General features: G+C 51.0%; 24 protein-coding genes. 6 read left to right on the plus strand and 18 right to left on the minus strand.

Annotated elements, in window-relative coordinates:
* Positions 1-3: 3 nt before the first annotated feature.
* From flgK to ABYA77_RS00535, 11 genes are all read right to left on the minus strand, one after another.
* A complete protein-coding gene (gene flgK / locus ABYA77_RS00485; RefSeq protein ID WP_372963964.1) occupies positions 4-2,034 on the minus strand; it encodes a flagellar hook-associated protein FlgK in 2,031 nt (676 codons plus the stop codon).
* Positions 2,035-2,040: 6 nt separating this feature from the next.
* Positions 2,041-3,039 carry a flagellar assembly peptidoglycan hydrolase FlgJ gene (gene flgJ, locus ABYA77_RS00490; RefSeq protein ID WP_372963965.1) on the minus strand — a complete coding sequence of 333 codons (999 nt, stop codon included), beginning with the start codon at positions 3,037-3,039 and terminating at the stop codon, positions 2,041-2,043.
* Positions 3,040-3,047: 8 nt separating this feature from the next.
* Entirely contained in the window at positions 3,048-4,142 is a 1,095-nt protein-coding gene (locus ABYA77_RS00495) for a flagellar basal body P-ring protein FlgI (protein WP_372963966.1), read from the minus strand.
* On the minus strand, positions 4,139-4,840 hold the full coding sequence (gene flgH, locus ABYA77_RS00500) for a flagellar basal body L-ring protein FlgH (protein WP_372963967.1): 702 nt from the start codon (positions 4,838-4,840) through the stop codon (positions 4,139-4,141). Before flgH ends, ABYA77_RS00495 begins: the two co-directional genes overlap by 4 nt.
* 3 nt (positions 4,841-4,843) lie before the next feature.
* Positions 4,844-5,632 (minus strand): flagellar basal-body rod protein FlgG, encoded by a 789-nt coding sequence (gene flgG, locus ABYA77_RS00505; protein ID WP_372963968.1) that lies wholly within the window; start codon positions 5,630-5,632, stop codon positions 4,844-4,846.
* A gap of 83 nt (positions 5,633-5,715) precedes the next feature.
* A complete protein-coding gene (locus tag ABYA77_RS00510; protein WP_372963969.1) occupies positions 5,716-6,468 on the minus strand; it encodes a flagellar basal body rod protein FlgF in 753 nt (250 codons plus the stop codon).
* 73 nt (positions 6,469-6,541) lie between these two features.
* The gene (locus tag ABYA77_RS00515; RefSeq protein WP_372963970.1) at positions 6,542-8,542 is read right to left on the minus strand and encodes a flagellar hook protein FlgE; all 2,001 of its coding nucleotides are present in this window, start codon (positions 8,540-8,542) and stop codon (positions 6,542-6,544) included.
* 29 nt (positions 8,543-8,571) lie between these two features.
* On the minus strand, positions 8,572-9,249 hold the full coding sequence (locus ABYA77_RS00520) for a flagellar hook assembly protein FlgD (RefSeq protein WP_372963971.1): 678 nt from the start codon (positions 9,247-9,249) through the stop codon (positions 8,572-8,574).
* Between the two features lie 18 nt (positions 9,250-9,267).
* On the minus strand, positions 9,268-9,717 hold the full coding sequence (flgC, locus tag ABYA77_RS00525) for a flagellar basal body rod protein FlgC (RefSeq protein WP_372963972.1): 450 nt from the start codon (positions 9,715-9,717) through the stop codon (positions 9,268-9,270).
* Positions 9,718-9,750: 33 nt separating this feature from the next.
* Entirely contained in the window at positions 9,751-10,149 is a 399-nt protein-coding gene (gene flgB, locus ABYA77_RS00530; protein WP_372963973.1) for a flagellar basal body rod protein FlgB, read from the minus strand.
* A 226-nt stretch (positions 10,150-10,375) separates the two neighbouring features.
* The gene (locus ABYA77_RS00535; protein ID WP_372963974.1) at positions 10,376-10,957 is read right to left on the minus strand and encodes a nitroreductase; all 582 of its coding nucleotides are present in this window, start codon (positions 10,955-10,957) and stop codon (positions 10,376-10,378) included.
* A gap of 218 nt (positions 10,958-11,175) precedes the next feature.
* On the opposite strand from ABYA77_RS00535, the gene ABYA77_RS00540 reads away from it, so the two are divergent.
* Positions 11,176-12,615, plus strand: a complete 1,440-nt coding sequence (locus ABYA77_RS00540) for an adenylate/guanylate cyclase domain-containing protein (RefSeq protein ID WP_372963975.1) — start codon at positions 11,176-11,178, stop codon at positions 12,613-12,615.
* Positions 12,616-12,630: 15 nt separating this feature from the next.
* Here the strand turns inward: ABYA77_RS00540 and queF are convergent, their stop codons facing one another.
* The 3 genes from queF to ABYA77_RS00555 are packed head-to-tail and all read right to left on the minus strand — an operon-like array spanning position 12,631 to position 15,189.
* Positions 12,631-13,449, minus strand: a complete 819-nt coding sequence (gene queF, locus ABYA77_RS00545) for an NADPH-dependent 7-cyano-7-deazaguanine reductase QueF (RefSeq protein WP_372963976.1) — start codon at positions 13,447-13,449, stop codon at positions 12,631-12,633.
* A gap of 19 nt (positions 13,450-13,468) precedes the next feature.
* A complete protein-coding gene (locus ABYA77_RS00550; protein ID WP_372963977.1) occupies positions 13,469-14,242 on the minus strand; it encodes an ABC transporter permease in 774 nt (257 codons plus the stop codon).
* Positions 14,239-15,189 carry an ABC transporter ATP-binding protein gene (locus tag ABYA77_RS00555; protein ID WP_372963978.1) on the minus strand — a complete coding sequence of 317 codons (951 nt, stop codon included), beginning with the start codon at positions 15,187-15,189 and terminating at the stop codon, positions 14,239-14,241. Before ABYA77_RS00555 ends, ABYA77_RS00550 begins: the two co-directional genes overlap by 4 nt.
* A 239-nt stretch (positions 15,190-15,428) precedes the next feature.
* Between ABYA77_RS00555 and ABYA77_RS00560 the strand changes: the two genes are divergently transcribed.
* Positions 15,429-16,571: an organic solvent ABC transporter permease gene (locus tag ABYA77_RS00560; protein WP_372963979.1), complete on the plus strand. Its 1,143-nt coding sequence runs from the start codon at positions 15,429-15,431 to the stop codon at positions 16,569-16,571.
* Here ABYA77_RS00560 and ABYA77_RS00565 read toward each other — a convergent pair.
* From ABYA77_RS00565 to ABYA77_RS00575, 3 genes are all read right to left on the minus strand, one after another.
* Positions 16,561-17,868: an HD-GYP domain-containing protein gene (locus tag ABYA77_RS00565; RefSeq protein WP_372963980.1), complete on the minus strand. Its 1,308-nt coding sequence runs from the start codon at positions 17,866-17,868 to the stop codon at positions 16,561-16,563. The genes ABYA77_RS00560 and ABYA77_RS00565 overlap by 11 nt on opposite strands.
* A gap of 173 nt (positions 17,869-18,041) precedes the next feature.
* On the minus strand, positions 18,042-18,638 hold the full coding sequence (locus ABYA77_RS00570) for a hypothetical protein (RefSeq protein ID WP_372963981.1): 597 nt from the start codon (positions 18,636-18,638) through the stop codon (positions 18,042-18,044).
* 53 nt (positions 18,639-18,691) lie between these two features.
* On the minus strand, positions 18,692-18,979 hold the full coding sequence (locus ABYA77_RS00575) for a PilZ domain-containing protein (protein ID WP_372964122.1): 288 nt from the start codon (positions 18,977-18,979) through the stop codon (positions 18,692-18,694).
* Positions 18,980-19,168: 189 nt separating this feature from the next.
* Here ABYA77_RS00575 and ABYA77_RS00580 point away from each other — a divergent pair, with 189 nt between their 5' ends.
* Positions 19,169-20,182 (plus strand): Fe(3+) ABC transporter substrate-binding protein, encoded by a 1,014-nt coding sequence (locus tag ABYA77_RS00580; protein WP_372963982.1) that lies wholly within the window; start codon positions 19,169-19,171, stop codon positions 20,180-20,182.
* 164 nt (positions 20,183-20,346) lie between these two features.
* Positions 20,347-22,035, plus strand: coding sequence for an ABC transporter permease (locus tag ABYA77_RS00585; RefSeq protein WP_372963983.1), 1,689 nt, complete (start codon positions 20,347-20,349; stop codon positions 22,033-22,035).
* A 76-nt stretch (positions 22,036-22,111) separates the two neighbouring features.
* Here the strand turns inward: ABYA77_RS00585 and ABYA77_RS00590 are convergent, their stop codons facing one another.
* Entirely contained in the window at positions 22,112-23,779 is a 1,668-nt protein-coding gene (locus tag ABYA77_RS00590; protein ID WP_372963984.1) for an AMP-binding protein, read from the minus strand.
* A gap of 253 nt (positions 23,780-24,032) precedes the next feature.
* Between ABYA77_RS00590 and ABYA77_RS00595 the strand changes: the two genes are divergently transcribed.
* The gene (locus ABYA77_RS00595) at positions 24,033-25,007 is read left to right on the plus strand and encodes an ABC transporter substrate-binding protein (RefSeq protein WP_372963985.1); all 975 of its coding nucleotides are present in this window, start codon (positions 24,033-24,035) and stop codon (positions 25,005-25,007) included.
* A 66-nt stretch (positions 25,008-25,073) separates the two neighbouring features.
* Positions 25,074-25,979, plus strand: a complete 906-nt coding sequence (locus ABYA77_RS00600) for an ABC transporter permease (RefSeq protein WP_372963986.1) — start codon at positions 25,074-25,076, stop codon at positions 25,977-25,979.
* Positions 25,980-25,984: the final 5 nt, after the last annotated feature.

Raw genomic sequence — 25,984 nt, forward strand, 5'->3', positions numbered from 1 at the left:
ACCTTACCGGAAGCTCTGGAGCAGTGTATTGAACAAGTCCTGAGCTACCGACATGACTTGTGCCGAAGCGTTGTAGGCAGCCTGGTACTGAATCAGCTTGCCGGCCTCTTCATCAAGGTTGACCCCCGATATGGATTCCCGCTGGTTACTGGACTGCTCGAGCAGCGTCTGGCCTGCGTCTTTATCGAGCTGGCTTTGGCGGGTTTTCACGCCAATATCTTCAACGAGCCCTGCATACCCCTCGGTAAAACTCTGTTGTCCACCATTAATGGTATTCGCCGTACCAAGAGCCGCCAGCAATTCGGCGTTACGGTTATCTGAAACTCCATTCTCATTGAAATCGATGGTAAATGTATCGCCAACGTTTGGCTCACCGACCATCTCAAACAAGTAGCCTTGGTAGGCATCACCAGCACTCGGGTCGTCACTAAAGAAAGTATTTATTTCCTTGGGGTTATAAACCCCGGCCTCCAAAACAAGATTATCCTTGTCCTGAATGCTGTAGTTATAGGTACCGTCAGGATTGTAACTATCAAACTCAATACTTATCGGACCATTTGTCAGCGCACCCCGAGTCTGAAAGCCCGGCAACAATGCATTGGTATTAGGATTGCGAACATTCAGCATTTCGCCCTGATTAATAGTGGCCGACCCCAGGTTATGATCACCCGCGCTGGCACGGATCGGACTGGCAAAGGCCAGATCCTCTTCCCTGCGAACATTCAACGCAATCATCTCTGCAGCGTTTCGACTTGGCTGAATCAGGTACTCATCGCCGGCATTGAATTCACCACCTTCGATTCTGATACTGAACCCTGGCATAGTGATTTCCGATTGCACAGGGTCAGGCAACCGGCCCTGACGCGCAACCTCTCCCGTTTCCGTATCGACCAGCTGATAACTACTGCCATCACCGCTGAACTGCAAAGCCCAGGTTCCAGCCGGCAACTGAGAGCTATCGGTAATTTCTACGGCTAAACGGGCATTTTTCGGTTCAGCATTGTTGGCATTCGCCACTACCCTGCTTTGCTGTAACTCGATACTGTTAACATCCGTAAAGAAGTTACCCCCTAAATCGCCTTCAAGATCCATCCCGATTTGATGCTGATGGTTGATGGACGCAGAAATCGTCACTGCTAAACGGCCCAACTCATCAAAGGCGGGCTTTAATGCTTCCTGGTCAAAACGCTTCAGTCCACCCAGTTTGCCACCCTGAATCTGCTCATCTATCAACAGGGTCCGGCCACTGGTTGTCAGTGTAAATTCAAGCCTTGTCGGGTCTTCTGCACTGATCTGGGTTCCAATCTCTGACGAGTTCGCACCCGTCACCAGCGCCAGGCCATTGCTCAGCGACACATTAACCTGGCTGCCCTCTGCCTCCGTGACCCGGATAGATACCAGTTCTGACAGTTCGCGAAGTTTTTCGTCACGCTTGTCCATCAACTCCAAAGGCATTTTGCCCTGCGCCAGTCCTGGAGATTCAGAAATGGCAAGGTTCAGGTCAGCAATATTCTTGATCAAAGTATTCGCGTCTTTAACACCTTGCTGCATCTGCGTTTTGATAGATTCTCGCTGCTGTATAAACTCCTCATTCAGGGCCTGAAACCGGTTAACCACTTGCTGAGCTTCGCTCAGTACCATCTGCCGCTGAGGCAAAGACGTTGGATCCTCAGCTGCACTTTGCAGCGAAGCAAAAAAATTATTCAATGCACTGTTCAGGCCGGTACTTTCGCCGCCCAATAGGTTGTCCAAGCGGGAGAGCTCTGCATTAAGAATGTTCTGCTCGCCAAAGAGCGTGCTGTCTTCACGTACTTGTTGTGTCAGGTATTCATCCGCAAGGCGCTGAATATTTGTAACAGAAACACCGCTGCCAATTGTTCCTGCGCCTGTTCGCCGCCCTTCCTGGGTATCAAACTGAACTTCTTGACGGCTGTACCCCGGAGTGTTGGCATTGGTAATGTTATTGGCAGTGGTATTCAGCGCGCTCTGATGACTGAGCACTCCCGTTAAGCCGATTCCAATCAATCCTGCCATGATCTATTACTCCTTTATCTCAGCGCTGCTCATAGACAGCGTCATCAGAGAATCACGATTCATAATCCGACGAATCTTGGAACCATATTCCGGATCAGTGGCATAGCCTGCTTGCTGAAGTTTTTCTGCAAACACTTCAGGCTCACCTGCCGAAGAAAGAACCTCTTTATAGCGAGGGTTGCTCTGAAGGAAATCGACATAGTCACGAAAGCTCGCTTCGTAATCCGCATAGGCACGAAAATCTGCACGCTCTTTCATGGCCACGCCACCACGAAATTCCGTCGTTGTGATAGTGACAGCATCCCCATTCCAGCGACTATCGGCCTTTATACCAAACAGATTGAAGCTGGGCTCGTTAGCATCACCTTCGATCATGTGCTTGCCCCACCCGGTTTCAAGTGCGGCTTGAGCCACCATCAGCCGAGGGTCAATACCACTCTCACGCCCAATACGTTGAGCAAAGGGCATGAGTTCACTCACAAACTGTTCCGGAGAGTCAAAAACAACGGGCAGCTCAGCATCAGAGTTCAGATTCGCCGTCAGGATTTCGTTTGCCAGTGATTTTTCTACGTCTTCTACAGCTTCAATCTGCTCAGGCAGACGGGGAGAAATGGCAGGCATGCTACGATCATAATCTGCCAACGTTGTCTTGTGGCCAGCCAGTTTTTCGCCATTGGGAGCCATGCCAGGAATGCTTTCTCCCAGTTGCCGGACCAACGCTTCAGCCAGACCGGTGCCGGTACCATTGGCCATACTCAGACTGATCTGGCTATCGAACATATCGCGGTAAAATTCACTCTCATTGCTGTTCAGATAGTTACCCTCAGCAAACACTTCTCCAGCTTTGCGCATCGACTTCAGCATTTCTGAAAGAAACAGACTTTCAAACTGTTTCGCCACCTGCTCAAGTGCCGCATTTTTATCTGTGCGTGCCTGTGTTTTCAGAGCATTCAAGCCATCAAAGTCGGTATATACCTGAGCTTGCTGTACACGATAGTCCTGCATGGCAACCCCTAAATCACGATCAACTCGGCGCGAAGCGCACCAGCCTGTTTCAAAGCTTCCAGCACAGCCATGACATCACCCGGCGCAGCACCCACCTGGTTAACAGCCTGAACAATTTCGTTCAGGGTCGTTGCCGGCCCGAACTGAAACATACGAGCCGGCTCTTCCGTCATAGTAATCTGTGAATCCTGCTGCACCGCAGTGTCGCCACCGGCAAAGGGGTTGGGCTGTACCACTTCCGGGTTTTCCTGAATAGTGACGGTCAGGTTGCCATGAGTAATTGCCGCTGGGCTAACCTTTACATTCTGGCCAACCACTATCGTTCCTGTGCGACTGTTGATAACCACTTTGGCCGACTCTTCAGCGGGATCTACCTCAATATTTTCCAGAATCGACAAGAAGCTGACCCGCTGTGACGCATCTCGCGGAGCCCTGACAGAAATTGAGGTGGGATCATGGGCGTATGCCATATCCGGCCCCAGGCGAGCATTGATAGCCTCTACAACCCGGCGAGCCGTTGTAAAATCAGGGCGCAGTAAATTAAAAGTAATGGTGTCACCACGGCTAAAAGGCGATTCAACTTCACGTTCAATGGTGGCGCCATTGGGAATCCTGCCCACGCTGGGTACATTCACGGTTATTCGTGAGCCGTCCTGACCTTGTGAACCAAATCCACCCACAACCAGACTGCCCTGCGCCATGGCATAAACCTGCCCGTCAGCACCTTTCAAAGGAGTCATTAACAATGTTCCGCCACGTAAGCTATCTGCATTACCAATAGACGATACAGTGATATCAAGTTCCTGCCCGGCCTTGGCGAAAGGGGGCAATGTTGCACTAATGGTCACCGCAGCCACGTTAGCCAGGTTTGGGTTAACTCCATCCGGCAGGGTTATGCCAAACTGGTTCATCATGTTACGGAAAGTCTGGTTGGTAAAAGGCGCCTTATCGCCCGTACCATCCAACCCCACCACTAAACCGTAGCCAATCAACTGGTTGTTACGTACACCTTTGACCTTCGCCAGATCCTTCAGGCGATCCGCCGTTACTGGCGCCGCAATGACCGCCAGCAACGCAAACAAAACAAAAAGTTTACGGATCATAAAGGCCACCACTCACTGTTGAAGAACCGAGCCAGCCAGCCCATCTGGTTAGCCTGATCAAAATCACCGGTGCCACCATAGGCAAACCGAGCGTCGGCAATACGGTTAGAAGCCACGGTATTATCCGGCGCAATGTCCTGCGGGCGTACCATGCCTGTCAGGCGAATGAACTCATCGCCGTTGGTCAACGAAAGCCACTTTTCCCCCCGAATACGCAACACACCGTTTGGCAAAACTTCAGTGACGGTTACCGAGATACTGCCAGCCAGGCTGTTGCTCTGATCAGCCTCGGCAGAGCCGGAAAAATCACGCTCATAGTTCGCTGACGCATTCAGGCCAATATTATTCTTACCAAACAAGTTAGGCTCCGGGAGACTCAGCTCCTGGTCTTTTGTGATGCTGGTTTCAGCATTTTTACTGGCACTAGTGGATTCTTCCAACAACACCGTTAGTACATCACCTACATTCAACGCTTTGGTATCACCATAAATATTGTAGCTACGGGATACCTGGAAGATTGCTCCGGAGTCCGGGTCACGCTGCATCATGGCCTGGGCCCGCACCGGTGCATAAGCCGGGTCGTCAGGCATCGCACGCGGCCGACTCATGGCAGTGCACCCCTGCAAAATAATCAGGCCCCCCACCAGTGTCAGTGTGGCCGCACGCTTAGCTTTCCAGGTTTGATGTATGCGTTTCATGGTTTACCCGATATTGTTGGTAATAAACTGAAGCATCTGGTCGGTGGTAGAAACGACCTTCGAATTCATTTCATAGGCTCGTTGGGTCGTAATCATATTTACCAGCTCTTCCACCACCTCTACGTTTGATGATTCGATCGTGCCCTGCTCAATAGTGCCCAGCCCGGCCAACCCTGGTTCGCCTTCGGCTGCGTCACCACTGGCGTTGGTTTCCTTGAACAGGTTGTTACCAATGGCCTGCAAACCCTGTGGGTTGATAAAATTCACCAATGTGATCTGCCCCAGGTTGATAGGTGCAGCCTGATCATTTGTCACGGCAGTCACTGTGCCGTCACGGCCAATCGTAACGTTGGTAGCATCCTCAGGTACGTTGATATTCGGTTCCAGCGGATAGCCATCGGGCGTCACGATATCGCCATCAGAATTGAGCTGGAACTGGCCATCCCGTGTATAGGCAATCTGCCCATCCGGCATTTCGATCTGGAAAAATCCTCGACCATTAACGGCCATATCCAATGGCTGCTCAGTTATTTGCAGGTTGCCCTGACTAAACTGTTTGGCCGTGCCAACCACACGTACACCCGTGCCCAGTTGCAGACCTGAAGGCAATTCTGTGTTTTCGGTGCTCATGCCACCAGGTTGCCGGTTGATCTGGTACAGCAGATCCTGGAACACAGCTCTGTCCCGCTTAAACCCCGTTGTGTTCACATTCGCCAGGTTATTGGAGATCGTCGACAGGTTGGTATCCTGCGCGCTTAGCCCGGTTTTACTGACCCATAGTGCTGGATGCATTTTGCTACTCCTTACCTTGCCGGCTGCAGTTGCGGCCATTGTTTGCCGCTTGCTGCCGGCCGGTGATGCTTAAATCAGCGTTATCAGAGGTTCTGCAACAGTCGTGCCGCAGCCTCGGAATTCTCATTAGCGGTCGACATGACTTTCACTTGCATTTCGTATTGTCGAGAAAGCTGCAAGTTGGAAATCATCTCTTCAACAGCGTTCACGTTAGAGCTTTCCAGAAACCCTGTAGCTACACGCATATTGGCGTCGGGCGGCTCAGGTCCATCCAGTGCCTGCCCCGGTTTTCGATGAATAAACCCATCCAGACCTTTTTCGAGCGCATCCGCCGGTGGGTTCACCAGTTTCAGACGATCCACCTCAACCAACTGGTCTGGCGGGCCTCCTACCGGAACTATGGAAATCGTGCCATCACCGCCAACCAATAAATTGTCGAACGGAGGAAGAGCAATCGGGCCGCCGTTACCAAGAACGAGTTCTCCGCTGGCCATACGAACAAGGCCGTTCACATCCACCTGCAGACTACCGCTACGAGTAAACACTTCTTCGCCCTGGTTGTTCTGCACCGCCAGCCAGCCGTCACCATCAACCGCAACGTCGAGCTTTCGGCCCGTATCCATAAGGGCGCCGGCAGAAAGATCTGTGCCTGGCCGCTCTGTCATGGCATAGGCGCGAGTGGGGTGATATTCACCAAACACCGGCATACTGCGGGCTTGGGCAAAATCCTTCTTGAACCCCGTGGTATTCACGTTGGCGAGGTTGTTGGCGTGGGCACGCTGGGCCAGCATGTTCTGCTTGGCGCCAGACATTCCAATATAGAGGGCTTTGTCCATGGGCAAACTCCTGCCGGAATTTTGACTGTTTACAGTCTTCCTGCAGGAGTCATGCCATGTTTACATGAGGAGATTAACGGAGATTGATAATGGTCTGAGTAACCGCATCTGAAGTTTCGATAGTCTTTGCGTTGGCCTGATAATTTCGCTGGGCAATAATCAGGTTAACCAACTCGGCGGAAAGATCGACGTTAGACTCTTCCACAGAACTCGCCTTGATGGCACCAAGGGTGCCTGTATCCGGCGCACCAATAACCGCCTGGCCAGATTCGAAGGTTTCTACCCACGTTGTCTCACCTACCGGGGACAAGCCGTTGGTGTTATTAAAGGAAGCCAATGCTACCTGTCCCAAAGACTTCGATTGTCCGTTAGTATACCGCGCAAAAATAACCCCTTGATCTGAAACATCCAAACCCGATAACCGGCCCGTTGTATACCCGTTTTGCCGCTGATCGTTCACGCCAAACGCGGCACCATATTGCGTCGTACTCCCAAGGTTAAGCACAAGCGCCGAGCTGGTTGGCGGCTCCGGAATAGGCGTTATAACCGCTTCGCCAGGCATTGGCGGACCATCAGCACCATTAGGTTCACCATTCGGATCTTTCGGGGTCCAGTCAGCGATAATAATCTCGCCATTTGCATCGCCATTAACCGACTGTAAAGTTCCATCTTCTGTAAACCGGGCCGTATAAGGAGAGTTAGCTGTACCTCCGACCAGTTCACCATCAATCTGCAGGTACACTGACCATTCACTCACGCCAACCCCATTACCTGGTGCAGGATTCTTAACGAAGAACTGGGTCAACTCATGAGAGTTCCCCAAGCTATCGTATATCGTGGTTGAGGTTGCGTGATTGTAGGTACGCTGGTCCAACGGATTAAACGAATTGGTGATCGTAAGATCGCCAGCATCGAAACCGGCGGCAACCAGACTACTAACCGCAGGATCATTTGGGTTCGTAGTCGTAATATCCTGCACACTTCTATCCGTTGAAATGCTCAATTCACCTTTTTTATCATAATCAGCTGTAGCGGCGGCAATGCCATATGTAACCGTCAGGTTGGAGCCCCGATTATCAATAATTCTCACATCCTGAACTACCTCGCCAGACGCATCAAGGATAGGGTTACCAGATGCGTCTACAGCATCAACCAGTGCAGCCGACAGCGAGCTCGTACTGGATGAATTAATGGCCTCCACAAGCTCCTCTTTTGTGCTCACATCCGCCGTAGCTATTGGTATATTCTGGCCATCTATCGCGATAGAAAACTCAAAATCAGGGTCTGCTAACGCAGTCTCCAGCGAACCAATACCGCCACCAGCACTTGCATCGCTTTCAAATGTAAACAGCGTGGTGGCTGAGGATGAAACGCCAGGAATATCATTGAGCATACCCGCAACCTCACGCGCGGTTATGTCACGAAGTACACCTGCGCCATTGTCGACTTGTCCGGGAATCTCAACGGTTTGATTCGGGCTACCATCTGCATATACAACGACAAAGTCGTCACCGCCATTTGCAATCAGATCCCCGAGCGGTACCTCTCCAAGTCTATTCACCCGGGCTTCCAGTACAGATTCCCGCGAATCGAGATTAAGGTCTGATTCAAGGCTGGTGGTGCGCCTCGGTGAGAGGTTATCTGTCTCAATTTTCAGGTCGCCCCGAATACCCGACAGATTTCCATCACTATCCGCAGTATAACCTTGCACCCTCATGTTCTGATTGTTGGTGACAAAGCCATCTTTATCTATACCGAACTGACCAGCGCGTGAGTAGCGAGTTTCACCGTTATTGCTGAGAATAAAGAAGCCATCACCACTGATGGCCATATCCAGACCACCATCAGTAAAACTGATATTGCCCTGACCAAACGACTGCTTAATATCCTGCACACGAACACCATCTCCGATCGGGTTCGTGCCACCACTCAGAAAGCCGCTGGCATACAGGTCTCCGAACTGGGCCTTACTACTCTTAAAGCCAACCGTACTGGCGTTCGCAATATTATTGCCAGTCACCTCAAGATCTACCGATGCCGCCCGAAGACCACTCAAACCTGTATTAAATGCCATGATTTATACCTCCTGGTCTGACCACCGGTTCAGTTAATTTGCTTTACGTCGGCCAAGGCGATAGAGCCCATGCCGGCCAAGTTCAAAGTAATTGTGCCACCGTTACCCAATGAAACGCTGTCCACATTGGCACTAACCATCGTTTCCAGCTGTTCAGGCCCTGATGGATAGCTGCCTTGTGCAATAATCTGATATGGGCCAGGCGGCAAAGGATTGCCGTTGCCATCGGCTCCATCCCAACGGAACGACACAACGCCCGCCGCACTACTCCCCATATCAATCTGCCGGACAAGTTCACCCGACTGGCTCATCACAGATAACCGCAAGCCGCCCGTGGAAGCCGGTACATTAATAGTTCCTGTAATCTCGCCCTTGCTTCCAAGAATTCCGACACCAGATGGCGCCAATACAGTTTTACCAACCATCGCAGAGGCCTGCAGCGCCTGGCTTGAACGGAACTGTCCCGCCACATCATCTACAGTGCCGGTCAAGTTCTGCATCTCTTCCAGAGAGCTGAACTGGGCTAACTGAGAGATAAAATCTCCGTTGTCCTGCGGCTCTAACGGATTCTGGTTCTTCATCTGCGCCAGCATCAGCTCCATAAAAGCATCTTTGCCAAGCTCACTACCGCCCTGTGCTGTGTTCTCCGGCTGAATCTGATACTGGCTCAGCACATCTGCGGCGGACGCTGAATTTACTGCACTCATAATTCTCTCCTCGCCTTATTACTGCTGACCTAGTGTCAGGATTCGCTGCATCATGGATTTGGCCGTGTTCATCACATCAACATTCATCTGAAAGCTACGCGATGAGGACATCATGTCTGCCATTTCTTCCACCACGTTTACGTTGGGATAAAATACATAACCGTCTTCATTAGCAGCTGGATGGTTTGGCTCATAACGCATCTGTAGCTCTGCGTCACTTTCAACAATACCCTCGACCCTCACTCCTGCACCGGTACCCTCAGACTGGGTTACGCCGAATCCCTGTTGATCGGGGTTCAGCATTGATGCCTGAATCGCAGCAAAAACGGGCTTTCGGGCGCGATAAGTCGTATCTGAACTGGAACTTGCGGTTTCCGCATTAGCAATATTGGAAGCGGTCGTATTAAGCCGCAGGGACTGTGCGGTCATACCTGAACCCGCAATGTCAAAAATGTTACCAAGCGACATGACAATCTCCTTCAATCATAAATTGGCTGCGGCTTATTCGCCCTTGAGAGCTTTGGTCAGACCAGAAAACTTGCTGCTCAGGAACTGAAAGCTGGCTTGATAATCCATGGCGTTACGCATAAACCGACTCTGCTCTTGCTGAGCATCGACGGTATTACCATCTACAGAGGGCTGGTGAGGCGTACGATAAAGTAGTTCAGCATCACTACCGGCATCAGATGCGCCCATATGGCCACTGTGAGTAGTGGTCATGGCAAATCCAGCCATAGAGTCTTGCGCTTTCTGCATCATCGCCTGGAAGTCGACATCCCGAGCCTTATAGCCTGGGGTATCCGCATTAGCGAGATTGTTTGCCAGTACTTCTGCACGCTTAACCCGACCGTGTAACGCCTGCTCATGAATGCCCAACGCACTATCGAATGAAATTGCCATTACCGCCTCCGAAAATCTGCACCGGCCACCTGTGTACAAAGGTTTGCCGGTATTGCGTTCTGAAAGAGATAAAGCAAGCAAGATGCCAGAATTTAAAAAGCCTGCAAGGACGCAGGCTTCAGGAGAGTTTTAAGGATTTAAGGTTAACATTTGAGCGGCAATTCTCGAGCTGCCAGGATAAGGGCGGCAAGGTATTTCCCCAAGAGACCCTTCAACCCCGAAACATTCATACCGCCCAAGTCCGGAACTGGCCTGGGCCAGTCCATTCCTTCACATATTCCGAACATGGCGGGCGCGGCACTGCAGGCTTTTCCGAAGACACTGTACCGGTATAAAGAAAGCCAACTACCGATTCCCCCTCAAGCAGGCCAAGCCCCTCCAGTACCAGCGGATGGTAAGCAACCGCACCCGTTCGCCACATAACACCATAACCTGCATCGGCCAAAGCAAGTGATAAAAACGACATACCCGCGGCTGCGGACATCACCTGCTCAATATCAGGGACCTTTGTATGCGGCTTCGGTGATGCAATACCGACGATAACCATCGGTGCCCTGAGCGGTGCTTTTCTGGCTCTCTCCTGATCCTGCTCAGTGGCATTTTCCGGACAGGTGTCAGCAAACAAATGCCCGAGCTTCACAAGAGCATCGCCTTCTATAACCAGATAACGCCACGGCCTCAACAAAGCGTGGTCTGGCGCTCTCGCAGCGCACTTAAACGCCAGATCAACCACCGCTCTGGGTGGGGCCGGTGCCTCTAGCCTGGGCTCGGAAGAACGGCCCATAAGAAATTCGGTTATCGAACTCATACACTCTCGCTGTTCGTTCACTAATGAGAAAAACAACCACACACTGCTAACGCTGGTGAATTGTGGGTTCTACGTAATACTGTTAACCTTTAGTCGCAGTTACAACCAACAATTAAATATGTCCGGCAGCACACCATGAGCAACACTCAACGTTACCACAACGCCATAAAACAGAATCCACCCGCACCCGGCAACTCAGGAAAGGGTCCGACTCTGAAATGATGAGCGCTCCGGTGGAACTTCGCAATGTTACGGCAAACGCAAGCAAGGCACCCCAGGGTGACATCTACGGCCACACTGTAGCCATTCCACCTATGCCGGATTATAACGGTCGCATACTTGCGTACACGGCCACTGCTTCCATTATTGTATGCGGCGTGCTGCAAGGTGTGTTTTCACAATGGTTACTCTGGCTTGTTGCCGGGGCACTGATTTGGCCACATATTACCCACCTGCTAACCCGGCGTACCTTCTTAAGAAACTCACCCCGCATCCGGCAAAAGATGCTGCTGCTGGATTGCATCATTGGAGGGGGTTTTATCGGCGCCATAGGCCTGGTAGCGATACCCACCGCAGCCATTGTGCTCATGCTAATGTTCAGCTGCCTGATTGTTGGCGGCATTCGGCAATGGTTGTTCGGCACCGTACTCGCCGCAGCCACACTTGCCGCTACAATAGCAGTCTGCGGTGCAGCCGTCAGCTTCCAGACCCCCATGCTCACCAGTATTGTCGCCATTGTATCAACCGGCCTGTACATCTGCGTAACTGCCTATTATTCACACGTTCAGGCACGCGCCCTGCTATATGCAAAAAGTCAGATACAGAATCAGCGTGAGCAATCGATTGCACTGTCACACAAGCTTTCAAAATACCTTTCACCCCAGGTTTGGCAGTCTATTTTTACCGGTGAAAGAGATGTCCGGCTGGAAACCCAGCGAAAAAAACTCGCCGTTTTTTTCTCCGATATTAAGGGCTTTACCGAACTGTCTGAAGAAATGGAGCCCGAAGCCCTCACTGAGCTACTGAACCACTACTTTAACGAAATGTCTCAGGTAGCCCTGCGATACGGCGGCACCATCGATAAATTTGTGGGTGATTCCATTATGGTGTTCTTCGGCGACCCTACCAGCCGCGGTCAACGGGAAGATGCCTTCGCCTGCGTATCGATGGCTATAGACATGCGTAAGCACATGAAAATCATGCGACAAAAATGGCGTAGCCAGGGTATTAAAACCCCCCTGGAAATACGCATGGGCATCAGCACCGGCTACACTACGGTTGGCAACTTCGGTGCGGAAAACCGTATGGACTACACCATTATCGGTAAGGAAGTGAACCTCGCCAGCCGTTTGGAATCCCTGGCAGAGGCCGGTGAAATTCTGGTTTCCTATGAAACTTTCTCGCTAATCAAAGACCGTATCATGTGCAGGGATAAAGGCGAGATCACCGTTAAAGGTTTCGGCAAACCTGTACCTATTTACGAGGTTGTGGACTTCCGCAGAGATATGGGGCCAAACCGCAGCTTCATGGAACATGAGCACAGCGGTTTTGCCATGTACCTGGATTCTGACAAGATCACCGAACGTGAGCGCAAATCCATTCTTACCGCGCTTGAAGATGCTGCTGACCGCCTGAGACAAGAAGACGATACAGAATAACACCCTCCCCGCCGACTATTGCCGAACCAACCTTGGCCCCACCCCAACGTCCGGGCTTGTGCTCCGCCAGGGATTAATATCCAGGCCGCCACGTCGGGTATAACGGGCACAAACCATCAGATCTTTTGGCTTACAGCGGGTCATCAAATCCATAAACACGGTCTCTACACAGTGCTCATGGAAGTCCTGTTTCTGGCGAAAACTAATGATATAGCGCAGTAATCCTGCATGCTTTATAGCCGGACCGGTATACCGGACAAAAATCGTCGCCCAATCTGGCTGTCCCGTAACCGGGCAGTTACTCTTCAAGAGGTGCGAGCATAGCTGTTCCGTCACTTCAGGGCCTGATGCCACCAGGGATTCCGGAGAGTAATCGTAAACTACGTTCTCAACCGGCTCATCATCAATCAACTGATATCCTTCGGGCCGACCGATAGCCGCAGCCGTTTCGTCAACACTCAGCAGATGTACATCTACCGCACCGCCACACACTTTGGACAGATCCCGGGTGATGGTTTCTGCCACCTGCTCTTTAGAGGAAAAAACAGCCTGATTCAGAGAATTCAGGTACAACTTCAGTGACTTACTTTCAACAATTGAGGGCGATGCAGCCGGGAAACGGATTTCCGCCCAAGCGACCACCGGCACCCCACCAGGCCGTAACCAGGACAGCTCCCAAGCCTGCCACATATCCTCACCAAACCAGGGCCAGCGACCATCCTCAAGACCAAGACGACGCCGATTTTCCGCCCGGGCAACAGGGAATAACAGCGCGGGATCGTATTGATTCGGGTATTCGCTGGATTTTCCCAGCGGAGCGTTATGCAATGCCATAAATAGTATCGGAACCCCGTTAGTGACGAATACCTTTGCCTCGCGCCAGCATGCGCAAAGCAATGGTCGCCAACAGAACAATGAAGACCAGAATCATACCAAGCGAGACAAACGGATTGACATCCGAAACACCCAGTATGCCGTAACGGAAACCGTTCACCATATAGAGAATCGGATTTGCCATAGAAATGCTCTGCCAAAACTCCGGTAGCAAATCAATGCTGTAGAACACGCCACCCAGATAGGTCAGAGGGGTCAGCACAAACGTAGGCACGATAGACACATCATCAAACTTGGTAGCCAACATAGCATTGATGAAGCCCCCCAGCGAAAACAATGCTGACGTGAGAAACACCGTGAGCACAACCATTGGCAGGTTGTGAATCGAAAGACTGGTAAAGACAAGCGACAACAGGGTCACAATAAACCCGATAATAAGCCCCCTGGCCATACCACCCACCACGTAGCCAGCCAGAATAATCCAGTTTGGTACCGGCGATACCAGGAGCTCCTCAATGCTCCTCTGAAATTTCATGGAGAAAAATGATGACACAACGTTTGCGTAGGAGTTAGTGATCACCGCCATCATGATCAGACCGGGCACAATAAACTGCATATAATCGAACCCGCCCATGTCACCAATGCGAGAGCCAATCAAGTTCCCAAAAATAATAAAATACAGCGTCATGGTCACAGCAGGAGGCACCAGCGTCTGAGGCCAAATCCGGGTAAAACGGCGAACCTCACGCAGCACGATAGTTTGGAAAGCCGTCCAGAGTGCTCGAGGGGTCATGCTCTGCCTCCTTCAGCCTTGCCATGCTCCAAAGCATTATCTTCAACCATACGCACAAACAACTCCTCCAGCCGGTTGGCTTTGGTCCGCATGCTGTTCACTTTGATAGCTTTGTTTTCCAATTCCAAAAACAACGCATTCAGACCCTGGCCTTTGGCCACATCAACCTCCAGTGCTCCGTCACTATTGATCACACAGTGAAACCCCGGTAGCTCCGGTACAGCGTCCAGGGCTTGGTCGGTATCAAGAACGAAAGTCTCAACATTCAGTTGCTGAAGCAGTTCACGCTTACCTGTGTGGCGGATAATTTCACCTTGATCAATGATCGCAATATTACGGCAAAGAGCCTCTGCCTCTTCCAAATAATGGGTAGTCAGAATAATCGTTGTACCTTGCCGGTTAATTTCTTCAAGAAACTGCCACATGGAGCGGCGCAACTCGATATCCACCCCCGCTGTCGGCTCATCAAGTATCAACAAGCGAGGCTCATGCACCAAGGCTCGGGCAATCATTAATCGCCGCTTCATTCCGCCCGACAACATCCGGGACGGCGTATTTCGCTTATCCCAAAGGCCGAGTTTTTTCAGGTACTTCTCCGCCGACACCCGTGCCTGTTTTAGTGGGATGCCATAATAGCCGGCCTGAGTCGTGACAATATCAACAACTTTCTCAAACTGATTGAAGTTAAACTCCTGCGGAACCACGCCCAGATTGAGCTTGGCATCGGAAAGTTCGGTATCAATATCCTTTCCAAACACTCGAACCTTACCGCCTGTTTTATTAACCAAAGACGAGACAATTCCGAGAGTGGTGGATTTCCCTGCACCATTAGGGCCCAGCAATGCAAAGAAATCTCCATCCTTGACCCGAAGATCAATACCTTTCAGTGCCTGAAAGCCATCTCCATAGCGTTTCTCAAGCCCTTCAATTTCTAATGCATAGGTCATAAACCGAACCGTTATCTGTAGATTCGCCGAGCTCACGGCTAAAATGTTAGAGAGCTATTTGATTGAGGCGCTCTGTTAAAAATTCAAGGTGGCGAACAGGCTTCATACGACACGAGCCAAACATCGAAACTGCGACAGGATTCCCGATATAGTGCTGCCACCCTCCCTATAATGCCGTTACAACAACTTACAAAAGCCTGCGGCCATCAGGTCATCGCGAAGGGATTGCTCGATACACTATGAAATTCGTTCATCTAAGCCGTCTATTTCTGCCACTTTCCGTGGTACTCATATGTTCCGGCTGCTTTGACAGCGGCGGGTCTGGCTCTGATGATCTAAAGACCGGGCGCATCCACGCACACGGCATAAGCGGGCTTAGCTATCAAACGGCCAGCCAGGCAGGCACTACAGACGAACAAGGCACATTTCGCTACTACCCCGGTGAAACTCTGTCACTAAAAGTCGGCAACCTGCCCATTACCGAAGGAGTACCAGCCCAGGAATTCGTCAGCTTCCTCGAGTTTCAGCCCGAACTGCGTGAGGCTCTGCAAACCCCAAAGGTGGATAGCGAACAACTCAAAGATCACACGCTTACTGAAAACAGTCTTCTCGACAACATTGAACTCATCAACCGCACCCGGTTCCTTATGGCACTGAACTGGACGGAAATCATTGAAGACGACGAAGGCATAGATATCCGTCCCAGAGTCATTGAACAACTAAATGCAGCATTAAGTAACCCCGATCTTCCGGACAGTCTGGACTTCAGCAACAGTGCTCATTTTAACGTACCACCAGATGCTCCTGATGATTACATTCCTCCTGCAGGCAGATTACTCGCAGCAATCTGCTTCTATGAAGAAGGCGATCAAATGTGTGACGAACCGCCCAGTCAGGAAGAGATCGATAACGCCCCCATACGGCCAGAAAACGATGACGAGGCAGATCCTGATATCTCTTATCAGCAAGACCTGAAGTCCCTGAGAGACAGGATCATCCAATCTATTCGCAAGATCGAAGACGTAGATGAAGAACAAGCAAAAGAGTATTTGCAGAAAGAGTTAGCCGGCATTACCAACGCCATTAGCCGGAAATACTATCTTTCCAATCATGTTGCTTCACACTCCGCCAGTGATACATCGCTGAAAACAATAAATCTCAAAAAAGTCGGTGGAGGCATTGCTTTGCCAAAGAATGGCGTTGAAGCCATCAGCACTCGTCCTCAAGAGGTCGCCGTTCACTCATGGAGTTGGCAGGAAGCTGAGGTTGAGTACTTTGTAGATGGAGATTCCGGCGGAGAGTCTGAAATCATCATCAACTTCACACCGGAAGACAGTTATCGCTGGGTACGGAAGTCACTCCGCGTGCGGATTACCGATTAATCAGCTTACCGAGTGACCACCGGGATTCACCAGTTACATCGAAACCGGCAGGATTCAACCCTTCAGTTCCGTGGGGCAGGCATTCACGCACCGCCAACGCTTCAGCCGACGACCGTGACTCATTAAAACTTGCAAGATCAATCACTTTTGCTGTTTTCAGCGGGTTTCGGTTTGCGTCCTGCATAATCATTACCTTGGGCCACAACCGGCGGTCCGGGCTATGGGAGACAACAACACCACGATGCCCGTCAGAAAGCTCAACTAAAGTACCCACAGGGTACACTCCGACAGCCTGAATGAACGCTTCAACAAGATCCTGCTGAAACTCGATATTACGCATCTCATAAAGCAACCCTACAGCCTTGGCCGGCGTCATCGGTTCCTGCCCGTCACGAGGCGCAATCAAGGATTCAAAAAATTCTGCAATTCCTGCAATTTTTGCCAACAACGGGATTTTCTCGCCACCTACAGCCGCAGGAAAACCGGAGCCGTTATGTCTCTCCCGGTGACCCTGAACTACACTCAGCACAGCGCGAGATACGCCTGCGGGCTCCAGGATACCCACACCAAGATCAACGTAAGTCCGAAAGGTTTCGTAATCCTCCGAAGACAACTGATGTTCTTGAACAACAATATCTTTTGGCAACGCTGTTTTACCAACTTGCGATAGCAGGCAGCCGGTACCCAAATGGTTTAGAAGCCCTTCATTCAAACCCAGCTGCCTGCCACAGACTAGCGCCCATACCGCTGTGTTCAGTGCATGCCGATATATAAAATCATCGTATTGACGGGTTCTGCTTAGCCATAGCAGCGCATTGGGCTGCCTGGCCACGCTCGCTACCATTTTCCTGGTAACGTCTGCAACCGGCCGCACATCCAGAACACCTTCGGCACGAACGGTATCGAAGAACCGCCCTAAAGCCACCTCGGCATCACCCAGCAATCTCTTTGACGTTTTCACTTCTTTCTTCAGCGTGGTAACAATCTTGTGCGTTACCGGCTCACGAATACTCAAAGGTGGTAACTGAACTTCCTCACGACCATTACCGCGGGTTGCCACGCGACGTCGGAAACCGACAACATTTCCAGATTCAACATTGATAGACCCACGACGTTCAGCTTCATCAACCATCACCCACTTGCAGTGAGAGACAAGAGCACGGATATCATTCTGGGAACGAATGTAAAACCCCTGGATGGGGAAAGGGGTCTGGTGCCATGGGCGATCAAGATCCGACACAAACATGCCGATTTCAAGATCGTGAACCGCTAGCTTTTTTTGCTGAACTCCCACCATGCACCTCTGCAAAGAGCAATTATCGATGCTTCACAGTTTGCCACGATACCTGCAAGATGCTATTACGATTTCGTAGCAAACAGTCACAGTAGAGCAACAAAACGTAACTCAACTTATCGAATAGCTACGAAATGTATTCGTGTGAACAGCATCACGTAGCCAGTGGCAACTAATCAGTTTTCCTTGCACTCAGACTGGTCAAATTCAGGCAGGCGCGCATTCAAGGTGCCTCGAGGCACCTTGCGAGCGTACACAGAATAGGCTGCTACAGAAGGACGAAGGTAATCCATGTGAACCGTGTCATCGCCCTTACGAAGATCAGTGGCCGCAGGCCGACAGGAAACAAGAAGAGAAAACATGCCGCCAATATCTGCAATACGATCCACACCCTCAGGGCCAGCAACCTCCATACACACAACATCTTCCCCGGCAACACTTCCTGTAGAGGCCTGCACATCCAGATTAACGTCACCACAGGCACGAATGCCTTCAGCACAACTACCCGCTTGCTCATGGCTATCATCACTAAGGCGCCAAACCCGATCACTACACTGAGTCTCAACCTTCATGACCGTGGATTTATCGCCCAAAAACCACCAATCGGGGTAATCCGCTGTTTGCCAGGACACCCTGATCTGCCGGGCTTCACCCGAAGAGTTTTCCGCTGGAAACATGGCGTAGTGGGTGTAGTAACTAGCGCACCCTCCGAGGAAAAACACAGGCAGAAGCAAGAAAAAAATTCTCATAAAAACAACAGAAAACAGTCTCATTACAACAGGCCTTCCAGGGCAACTGGGGTCATTATCACTTTTCTTTAGTTACGCTATTCCGACTCTTCGTCAGAACTCTCAAATTGCAACCCGAAACCATCAACAGTGCGGCGAACGACTCTCATATCGAGTACCGGCGCCGGTATTGGCAAGCCTTGCACCTGCACAACAACACGGTCACCGAGATTCGGCTCGAAGACAGCATCTTCTAACGAAATAAAAATACCACCATCGGAAATATCGCGGGTTGAGAAAATAAACTCCCCCCAATGTTCGTGAACCACCTTTACTTTTGCACTCATAGCAGTGCGGTTATGCACCCTGCGATCGCTAGCCGGCATTCGTGAAATCCCTACGATGTTCAGTGTTTTTATAGTGTTAAGAAGCATAACACCATTTTCATCAAAATATGCCAAAGGAGATATTGACTAAGAAAGCTCCATAGATGAGAATGGTTGTCGTTATGAAATGCCTCTGATACCTAATTACAGAAACGCATTCACAAGTACTGCAACCAAAGGAAAGCCTCTATGCGTATGAAACTAGCCGCAACCGCTGCCATTGCCTTGGCCGCTATGCCGCTCAGCGCCTCAGCCGATGGCGAAGTTAACATCTATTCTTATCGCCAAGCCTACCTGCTGGAACCGCTACTGAATGCGTTTACCGACGAGACCGGCATTGAAACCAACGTCGTCTTTGCTAAACAGGGTCTTGCTGAACGCCTTGAGCGAGAAGGTCGAAACAGCCCTGCTGACGTTGTGATGACTGTCGACATTTCACGGATTAACGAGCTGGTTGAGAAAGACCTGGTTGCCGGCGTGAAAACAGACGTTCTTCAACATAATATTCCTGAAAACCTCCGCCACCCTGATGGTAAATGGTACGCCCTGACAACCCGTGGCCGGTTGATCTTCGCCTCCAAAGACCGCGTAAAAGAAGGTGAAATCAGCAGCTACGAAGAGCTGGCCGATGACAAATGGGCCGGGCGCATTTGCACCCGCAGTGGCAAACATCCGTACAACATTGCCCTGATCTCTTCTATGATCGCCCACCACGGCGAAGCAGAAACCGAAGCTTGGCTAAGAGACGTCAAAAACAACCTGGCGCGCAAACCCCAGGGCGGTGATCGCGACCAGATTAAAGCCATTGCCGAAGGCGTCTGCGATATTGCTATTGGCAACAGCTACTACTACGGCAACATGTTAAAGGATGAAAACCAACGACCAATCGCCGAGCAAGTGAACCTCGTGTTCCCGAACGCCGAAGGTCGTGGAACTCACGTAAATATCAGTGGCATTGCTCTTACCAAAAGCGCACCTAACAAAGAAAACGCCGTAAAACTTATGGAATTCCTGTCTTCTGCTGAAGCACAGAGAATTTATGCTGAAGCAAACACGGAATACCCGGCCAACCCTGCGATTAAACCAACCGGGCTGGTAGCAGAATGGGGAGAAATCAACCCTGACACACTCTCGTTGCAGGAAATTGCTAACAACCGGAATGCGGCAGTGAAGCTGGTCGACCGCGTCGATTACGACAGCTAAGAAACCTACGGGTTCGTGTTGCCAAAAAAGAGGGGGGGGACATGCTAAATGCCCCCCTTTTTACTTTAGTGTTCAACAATGACATGACCCGAATCATTGCAGGGAGCTTACTCAGTAACTAAAATCGCAACACTTCTCATCACCACTATCAAAACAGGAACGCCATGACTGAGGTTGTTAGCAGTACCAACCCGGGGCTTTCGCAACCATTATTGGCAAAACGCACATCTAAAAGATGGCTGATCAGTGCTGTTATCACCACGGCAATTGTTGTCCTGCCCGTTTTTTCAGTCATTTTTCTTGCGCTGTTTCCGGAAGAAAATATCTGGCCACACCTGATCGATACCACTCTACCCCGATACCTTGTCACTACTCTTAAGCTGATGGCGGGGGTTGGTGCCATCACGCTGATTATAGGCCTGTCTACGGCCTGGGCAGTGACCATGTGCGAATTTCCTGGTCGAAAATTCTTTGAATGGGCACTGTTACTTCCCTTTGCCATCCCCGCCTATGTCATTGCCTATGTGTACACCAGCCTGCTGGATTACGCCGGGCCAGTGCAAAGAGCACTACGCGAATGGTTTGCCTGGCAAAATGCCAGCGAATACTGGTTCCCTGAAATCAGAAGCCTGGAAGGGGCTACCCTGATGATCGGGTTAGTGTTGTACCCATACGTATACCTTCTGGGAAGAGCGGCCTTCCTTGAACAGTCACCCTCTCTATTTGCAGTCAGCCGCAGCCTGGGCCACTCGGCATTAAGCACCTTTTTCAAGGTTGTGCTTCCGATTGCACGGCCCGCCATAGCGGTTGGCCTGTCGTTAGTTCTGATGGAAACATTGAACGACTTCGGCACCGTTGATTTTTTTGCTGTCCAAACACTTACCCGAGGACTCTTCGATACCTGGATGAATCTGGGCAACCTTGGAGGAGCCGCCCAGATCGCCACCACCATGCTGGCGTTTGTCGTAATACTCGTCACACTGGAGCGCTATTCGCGGCGCAGACAGGAGCAATTCGCGGCCAGAGATAATCGTGAACCAATTCACCGCTTTACTATGTCATTCCCACGTCAAATGGTTTGCGTGGCAGTGTGCGCAATTCCTCTGATCTTTGGCTTCATCATTCCCGGCACTACACTGGGCTACTACGCCTGGGAATATTTCGATGTAAGCTGGAATCCGAATTTCATTCGAAATACGTTCAACAGCCTGTTCCTGTCGGGTTCAGCAGCTTTAACGACTTTATTTATCGGTGTAACCCTTGCCTACAGCCGACGCCTTCACAACACGAAAGGCATGAAGGTTCTCATGCGTTTGTCGAGCCTTGGGTACGCCATGCCCGGCGCGGTACTCGCAGTAGGCGTTATCGTCCCTCTGGCAGGCTTCGACAACTGGCTCGATACCTTAATGCGCGATCACGCTGGTATAAGCACGGGATTGCTGTTAAGCGGCTCTGCCTTTGCGTTAATATTCGCTTATACCGTGCGCTTTTTGGCTGTCTCGGCTGGCAGTGTCGAAAGCGCCCTGCAAAAAATCACACCAAGCATGGATATGGCCTCTCGCTCTCTGGGCCACACGCCAGGCAAAACGTTGCTGAATGTCCACCTCCCAATGCTACGGGGAACTCTGGTTACCGCGGCCCTTGTCGTCTTCGTAGATTGCATGAAAGAATTGCCAGCTACGCTAATACTTCGGCCATTCAACTACGAAACCCTGGCTACCTATGTTTACCAGTTTGCATCCGACGAGCAGCTCTACCACAGCGCCCTACCCGCCTTAATTATTGTAGTTGCTGGCATTATTCCGATCATTCTGATGAGCCGCTCTATCTCCAACTCTCGCGCCATGAACTGAATCACTAGTAAGACAAGACAAAACGAAAAAGGCCCGACAAATTGTCAGGCCTTTTTCTTTAAAACTGGCGAACATCTTATTGCCAGATAACCTTTTTCTTCTGGGCATACCAAGCGTCAACCTTGGCTTCGTATGCATCTTCAACCACATTACGCTTAAGTTTAAGCGTGGGCGTCAGGAAGCTATTCTCAATAGACCACTCGTCGCTGACAACCGTAATGAAAGCCAACTGCTCATGGGGATCTACGGTTTTATTCACGTCCTCAATCAGCTGTTTAAAGCTTTCTTCAATCTCTTTGCGGAAGTTTGCATCTCCAGACTTCGGACGAATTTCCTCAGACAGTACGACAAGCGCATGGGGCTGTGTCTGGTTCGCTCCAGACACGCAGACCATTTCAATCGCATCGTGGGACATCAAGCTATTTTCGATAGGTGCCGGCGCAATGTACTTACCCTTGCTGGTTTTAAAGATTTCCTTGATACGACCGGTCAATTTCAGGCGACCCATCTCATCAATTTCACCCTTGTCCCCTGTTTTGAGGAACCCATCTTCGGTGAAGGCTTCGGCAGTCTTCTCCTCATCCTTGTAGTAACCCATCATCGTAGCCGGGCTTTTCACCAGAATCTCGCCCACATCGCTAATTTTCACTTCTACGCCAGGCAATGGCTCACCAACATAGCCTGTACGGGTACGCCCAGGCTTATTCATGTGTGAATAGGCGAAATTTTCCGACATACCGTAGCCTTCAAGAAGCTCAAGCCCCAGGTTTCGATACCAGTCAAGCACATCGCTGGACAAAGGTGCTGAACCTGAGCCTGCAAACTTCACTTTGCTGAGACCAAGTCCTTTGAGTACTTTTTTCTTGATAACCTTGTTGAGCAACGGAATTTTTAACAGCCGCTCCAGTTTTTTCTTGGGCAACTTCTGCAACACACCATGCTGGAATTTTACCCACAAGCGCGGCACAGACAGGAATAACGTTGGTTCAGCTCGCTGAAGGTCTGCCACAAAGGTATCAAGAGACTCAGCAAAATAAAGTTCAAACCCGGCATACAGAGAACCAAGCTCAACGAAAGTCCGCTCAAAAACATGCGCCAGCGGCAGGTAAGACAACATCCGCTCATTCGGGCCCACGCCCAGCGTTTGAGTACCACCAACAGCAGCGAAAGCCATATTGTTGAAGCTGAGCATCACACCCTTCGGCCTCCCCGTACTACCAGAGGTATAAACAATCGTTGCCAGTTCATCGGGTTCCCGGTGGGTTTTACCCTCAAGCGGTGGGTACTTGGCTACGATGTCATCCCAGGTTTCAAAGTCATTTGGCGGGCTCAGAGGAAAAGAAATACAGCGAACTGAATCAGGCACGCCGGGCTTCATCATGTCCCAGTCATCCAGCTTACCCACAAAAAGAACGTCACACTCTGCGTGATCAAGAATGTAATGAACAGTGTCCGCATTCAGGGTTGGGTACAAAGGAACGGAGATATGCCCGGCCATCCAGATAGCCCAGTCCGTCATCACCCATTGAGCGCAGTTTTTGGAAATAAGACCAATGCGGCTTTTTTCAGGCAGGTTTAAAGACTTAAGGTACGCCGCCACCCGACGCGCTTCGTCAATGGCACGGCCCCAAGTGTATTCAACGACCTTGCCATTACCAATCGGCTGAGTCATGTAAAGAGAGTCAGCTTTCGTGGCCTCCCAGTGGTAGACCATATCGAGCGGGAGTTTTTTGGTGGAGTCCATGGATCTTCCTGTTTTCTTTATAGTTAGATGACTTACGTATTATTAGACTTTAGTCGGCCATTTCAACATATCTGCGCGCAACAAAACGTGATCAATGCGAAATAATTCGAAATAACACACACCGGTCACTTTAAACTTGAAAACTGCCGTCAGTCACTACCCTTAACCCCTAATCCCTGTGGTAAACTTCACGACTTTGAGTTTTCGTCCCTGCATTCAAGGGAAAACCACCAAAAAAACCGGAGATGGGCATATGGCCAAAAAGACCCTGCGCACCCTGCTTGGCGCGTCGCTGCTTGCCGCAGCCAGCCTGGTTCAGGCTGACGACACCCGCGTTGTCGCCATTACACAGATTGTTGAGCATCCGGCGCTTGACGCCGCTCACCAAGGCGTTAAAGACGAACTGGCAGAGCGTGGATACCGTGAGGGCGAAAACCTTCGCCTGATGCACGAGAGCGCCCAAGGCAACTCCGCAATTGCTACCCAGATTGCCCGGAAGTTTGTTGGCGAAAGCCCTGATGTCATCGTTGCAATTGCAACCCCATCCGCTCAGACCGTGGCCGCTGCCGCCAGAAAAATCCCAGTGGTTTTCTCTGCGGTAACCGACCCGATTGCAGCCAAGCTGGTTAAAAGCTGGGAAGAGCCAGGTGCGAACATCACGGGCGTTAGCGACATGCTCCCCATCGAAAAGCACATTGATCTTTTACAACGCGTAATGCCCGATGCCAAGCGTATTGGTACCGTTTACAATCCCGGCGAAGCCAACGCAGTCGCTTTGATTGAGCTTCTCGATGAGCGTTTGGCTGCTCGCGGCCTGGAGTTAGTGAAAGGTGCGGCCACCAAAACCTCCGAAGTCCTGGGCGCTGCCCGCTCTCTCGTGGGCAAGGTTGACGCCATCTACCTGACAACAGATAACACCGTTATCAGCGCTGCAGAAGCCGTTGTATCGGTGGGTGAACGCTCCAAGATTCCGGTTTTCGCAGCCGACACCGCCACCGTTGAACGTGGTGCAGTGGCTGCCTTGGGTTTTAACTATTACAACCACGGCCGCCAGACTGGCGCAATGGTCGCCCGGATTCTGGAAGGCGCAGACCCCGCAACTATGCCCGTCGAAACCATGGAAGAACTGGATCTTTTTGTGAACCCTGCTGCCGGAGAGCGCATGGGTATCACCCTGTCTGAAGATCTGATCAAGGATGCCAAGGAAGTCATCAAAAGCGACAAATAATGCCTGACCAACACGGGCGAGCCCCAAAAGGGCCCGCCCGTTTTCTTTCACGGTGACCTATTACCCATGCTCAGTGAAATCGCATTCTACGGTGCTCTTGAAACCGGCCTTATCTATGGCTTGGTTGCTTTTGGCATATATATCTCTTTCCGTGTTCTGGATTTTCCGGACCTCACGGTAGACGGCAGCTTCCCCCTTGGTGCAGCCGTAGCCGCAGTGCTCATTATCGCAGGCTGGAATCCATGGCTCGCCACCGGTATGGCCGTGCTGGCCGGCATGGCTGCGGGTGCAGTAACAGCAATTCTGAATGTGAAGCTCAACATTCTGAACCTGCTGGCCTCCATCCTGACCATGATTGCACTTTACTCTGTCAACTTGCGCGTTATGGGCCGCCCCAACCTGGCCTTGTTGACTGAGGACACGGTTCTCACGCCTTGGTACGATCTGGAATTTCTGGAATACCACCAAGTATCTGTTGTCTTGTTCGCAATCGTTGCGCTCGTCTCACTAATACTATTATGGCGCTTCATGAAATCTGAAACTGGCCTTGCCATGCGAGCAACCGGTGCCAATGCACGAATGGCTCGCGCTCAAGGTATTGCCACAGGCGGCATGATTATTTTTGGTGTTGCCCTATCAAACGGACTGGTCGGACTTGCCGGCGCCCTGTTCGCGCAAAGCCAAGGCGCGGCAGATGTAACAATGGGCGTGGGCGTCATTGTTATAGGCCTGGCCTCTCTGATCGGTGGTGAAGCCGTTATTACCCCGTCGTCTGTTATGCGAGCTCTGGTGGCCTGCGTTATTGGCGCCATCATCTACCGGCTGGCTATTGCCTTCGCACTGAACGCAGACGTATTAGGGCTGCAAGCACAAGACCTCAACCTTATTACAGCGGTTCTGGTCACCCTGGCAATTGTATTGCCTGGTGTGCGGACAAACCTCACTAACCGCTTTAGCCGCAAGAAAGCCTGAGGAGG

It is taken from the genome of Marinobacter sp. (assembly GCF_041595835.1).
Taxonomy (GTDB): Bacteria; Pseudomonadota; Gammaproteobacteria; order Pseudomonadales; family Oleiphilaceae; genus Marinobacter.

Coding starts and splice junctions, on each gene's coding strand:
- flgK (WP_372963964.1), bottom strand. CDS start 2,034: ATGGCAGGATTGATTGGAATCGGCTTAACGGGAGTGCTCAGTCATCAG.
- flgJ (WP_372963965.1), bottom strand. CDS start 3,039: ATGCAGGACTATCGTGTACAGCAAGCTCAGGTATATACCGACTTTGAT.
- ABYA77_RS00495 (WP_372963966.1), bottom strand. CDS start 4,142: ATGATCCGTAAACTTTTTGTTTTGTTTGCGTTGCTGGCGGTCATTGCG.
- flgH (WP_372963967.1), bottom strand. CDS start 4,840: ATGAAACGCATACATCAAACCTGGAAAGCTAAGCGTGCGGCCACACTG.
- flgG (WP_372963968.1), bottom strand. CDS start 5,632: ATGCATCCAGCACTATGGGTCAGTAAAACCGGGCTAAGCGCGCAGGAT.
- ABYA77_RS00510 (WP_372963969.1), bottom strand. CDS start 6,468: ATGGACAAAGCCCTCTATATTGGAATGTCTGGCGCCAAGCAGAACATG.
- ABYA77_RS00515 (WP_372963970.1), bottom strand. CDS start 8,542: ATGGCATTTAATACAGGTTTGAGTGGTCTTCGGGCGGCATCGGTAGAT.
- ABYA77_RS00520 (WP_372963971.1), bottom strand. CDS start 9,249: ATGAGTGCAGTAAATTCAGCGTCCGCCGCAGATGTGCTGAGCCAGTAT.
- flgC (WP_372963972.1), bottom strand. CDS start 9,717: ATGTCGCTTGGTAACATTTTTGACATTGCGGGTTCAGGTATGACCGCA.
- flgB (WP_372963973.1), bottom strand. CDS start 10,149: ATGGCAATTTCATTCGATAGTGCGTTGGGCATTCATGAGCAGGCGTTA.
- ABYA77_RS00535 (WP_372963974.1), bottom strand. CDS start 10,957: ATGAGTTCGATAACCGAATTTCTTATGGGCCGTTCTTCCGAGCCCAGG.
- ABYA77_RS00540 (WP_372963975.1), top strand. CDS start 11,176: ATGATGAGCGCTCCGGTGGAACTTCGCAATGTTACGGCAAACGCAAGC.
- queF (WP_372963976.1), bottom strand. CDS start 13,449: ATGGCATTGCATAACGCTCCGCTGGGAAAATCCAGCGAATACCCGAAT.
- ABYA77_RS00550 (WP_372963977.1), bottom strand. CDS start 14,242: ATGACCCCTCGAGCACTCTGGACGGCTTTCCAAACTATCGTGCTGCGT.
- ABYA77_RS00555 (WP_372963978.1), bottom strand. CDS start 15,189: ATGACCTATGCATTAGAAATTGAAGGGCTTGAGAAACGCTATGGAGAT.
- ABYA77_RS00560 (WP_372963979.1), top strand. CDS start 15,429: ATGAAATTCGTTCATCTAAGCCGTCTATTTCTGCCACTTTCCGTGGTA.
- ABYA77_RS00565 (WP_372963980.1), bottom strand. CDS start 17,868: ATGGTGGGAGTTCAGCAAAAAAAGCTAGCGGTTCACGATCTTGAAATC.
- ABYA77_RS00570 (WP_372963981.1), bottom strand. CDS start 18,638: ATGAGACTGTTTTCTGTTGTTTTTATGAGAATTTTTTTCTTGCTTCTG.
- ABYA77_RS00575 (WP_372964122.1), bottom strand. CDS start 18,979: ATGCCGGCTAGCGATCGCAGGGTGCATAACCGCACTGCTATGAGTGCA.
- ABYA77_RS00580 (WP_372963982.1), top strand. CDS start 19,169: ATGCGTATGAAACTAGCCGCAACCGCTGCCATTGCCTTGGCCGCTATG.
- ABYA77_RS00585 (WP_372963983.1), top strand. CDS start 20,347: ATGACTGAGGTTGTTAGCAGTACCAACCCGGGGCTTTCGCAACCATTA.
- ABYA77_RS00590 (WP_372963984.1), bottom strand. CDS start 23,779: ATGGACTCCACCAAAAAACTCCCGCTCGATATGGTCTACCACTGGGAG.
- ABYA77_RS00595 (WP_372963985.1), top strand. CDS start 24,033: ATGGCCAAAAAGACCCTGCGCACCCTGCTTGGCGCGTCGCTGCTTGCC.
- ABYA77_RS00600 (WP_372963986.1), top strand. CDS start 25,074: ATGCTCAGTGAAATCGCATTCTACGGTGCTCTTGAAACCGGCCTTATC.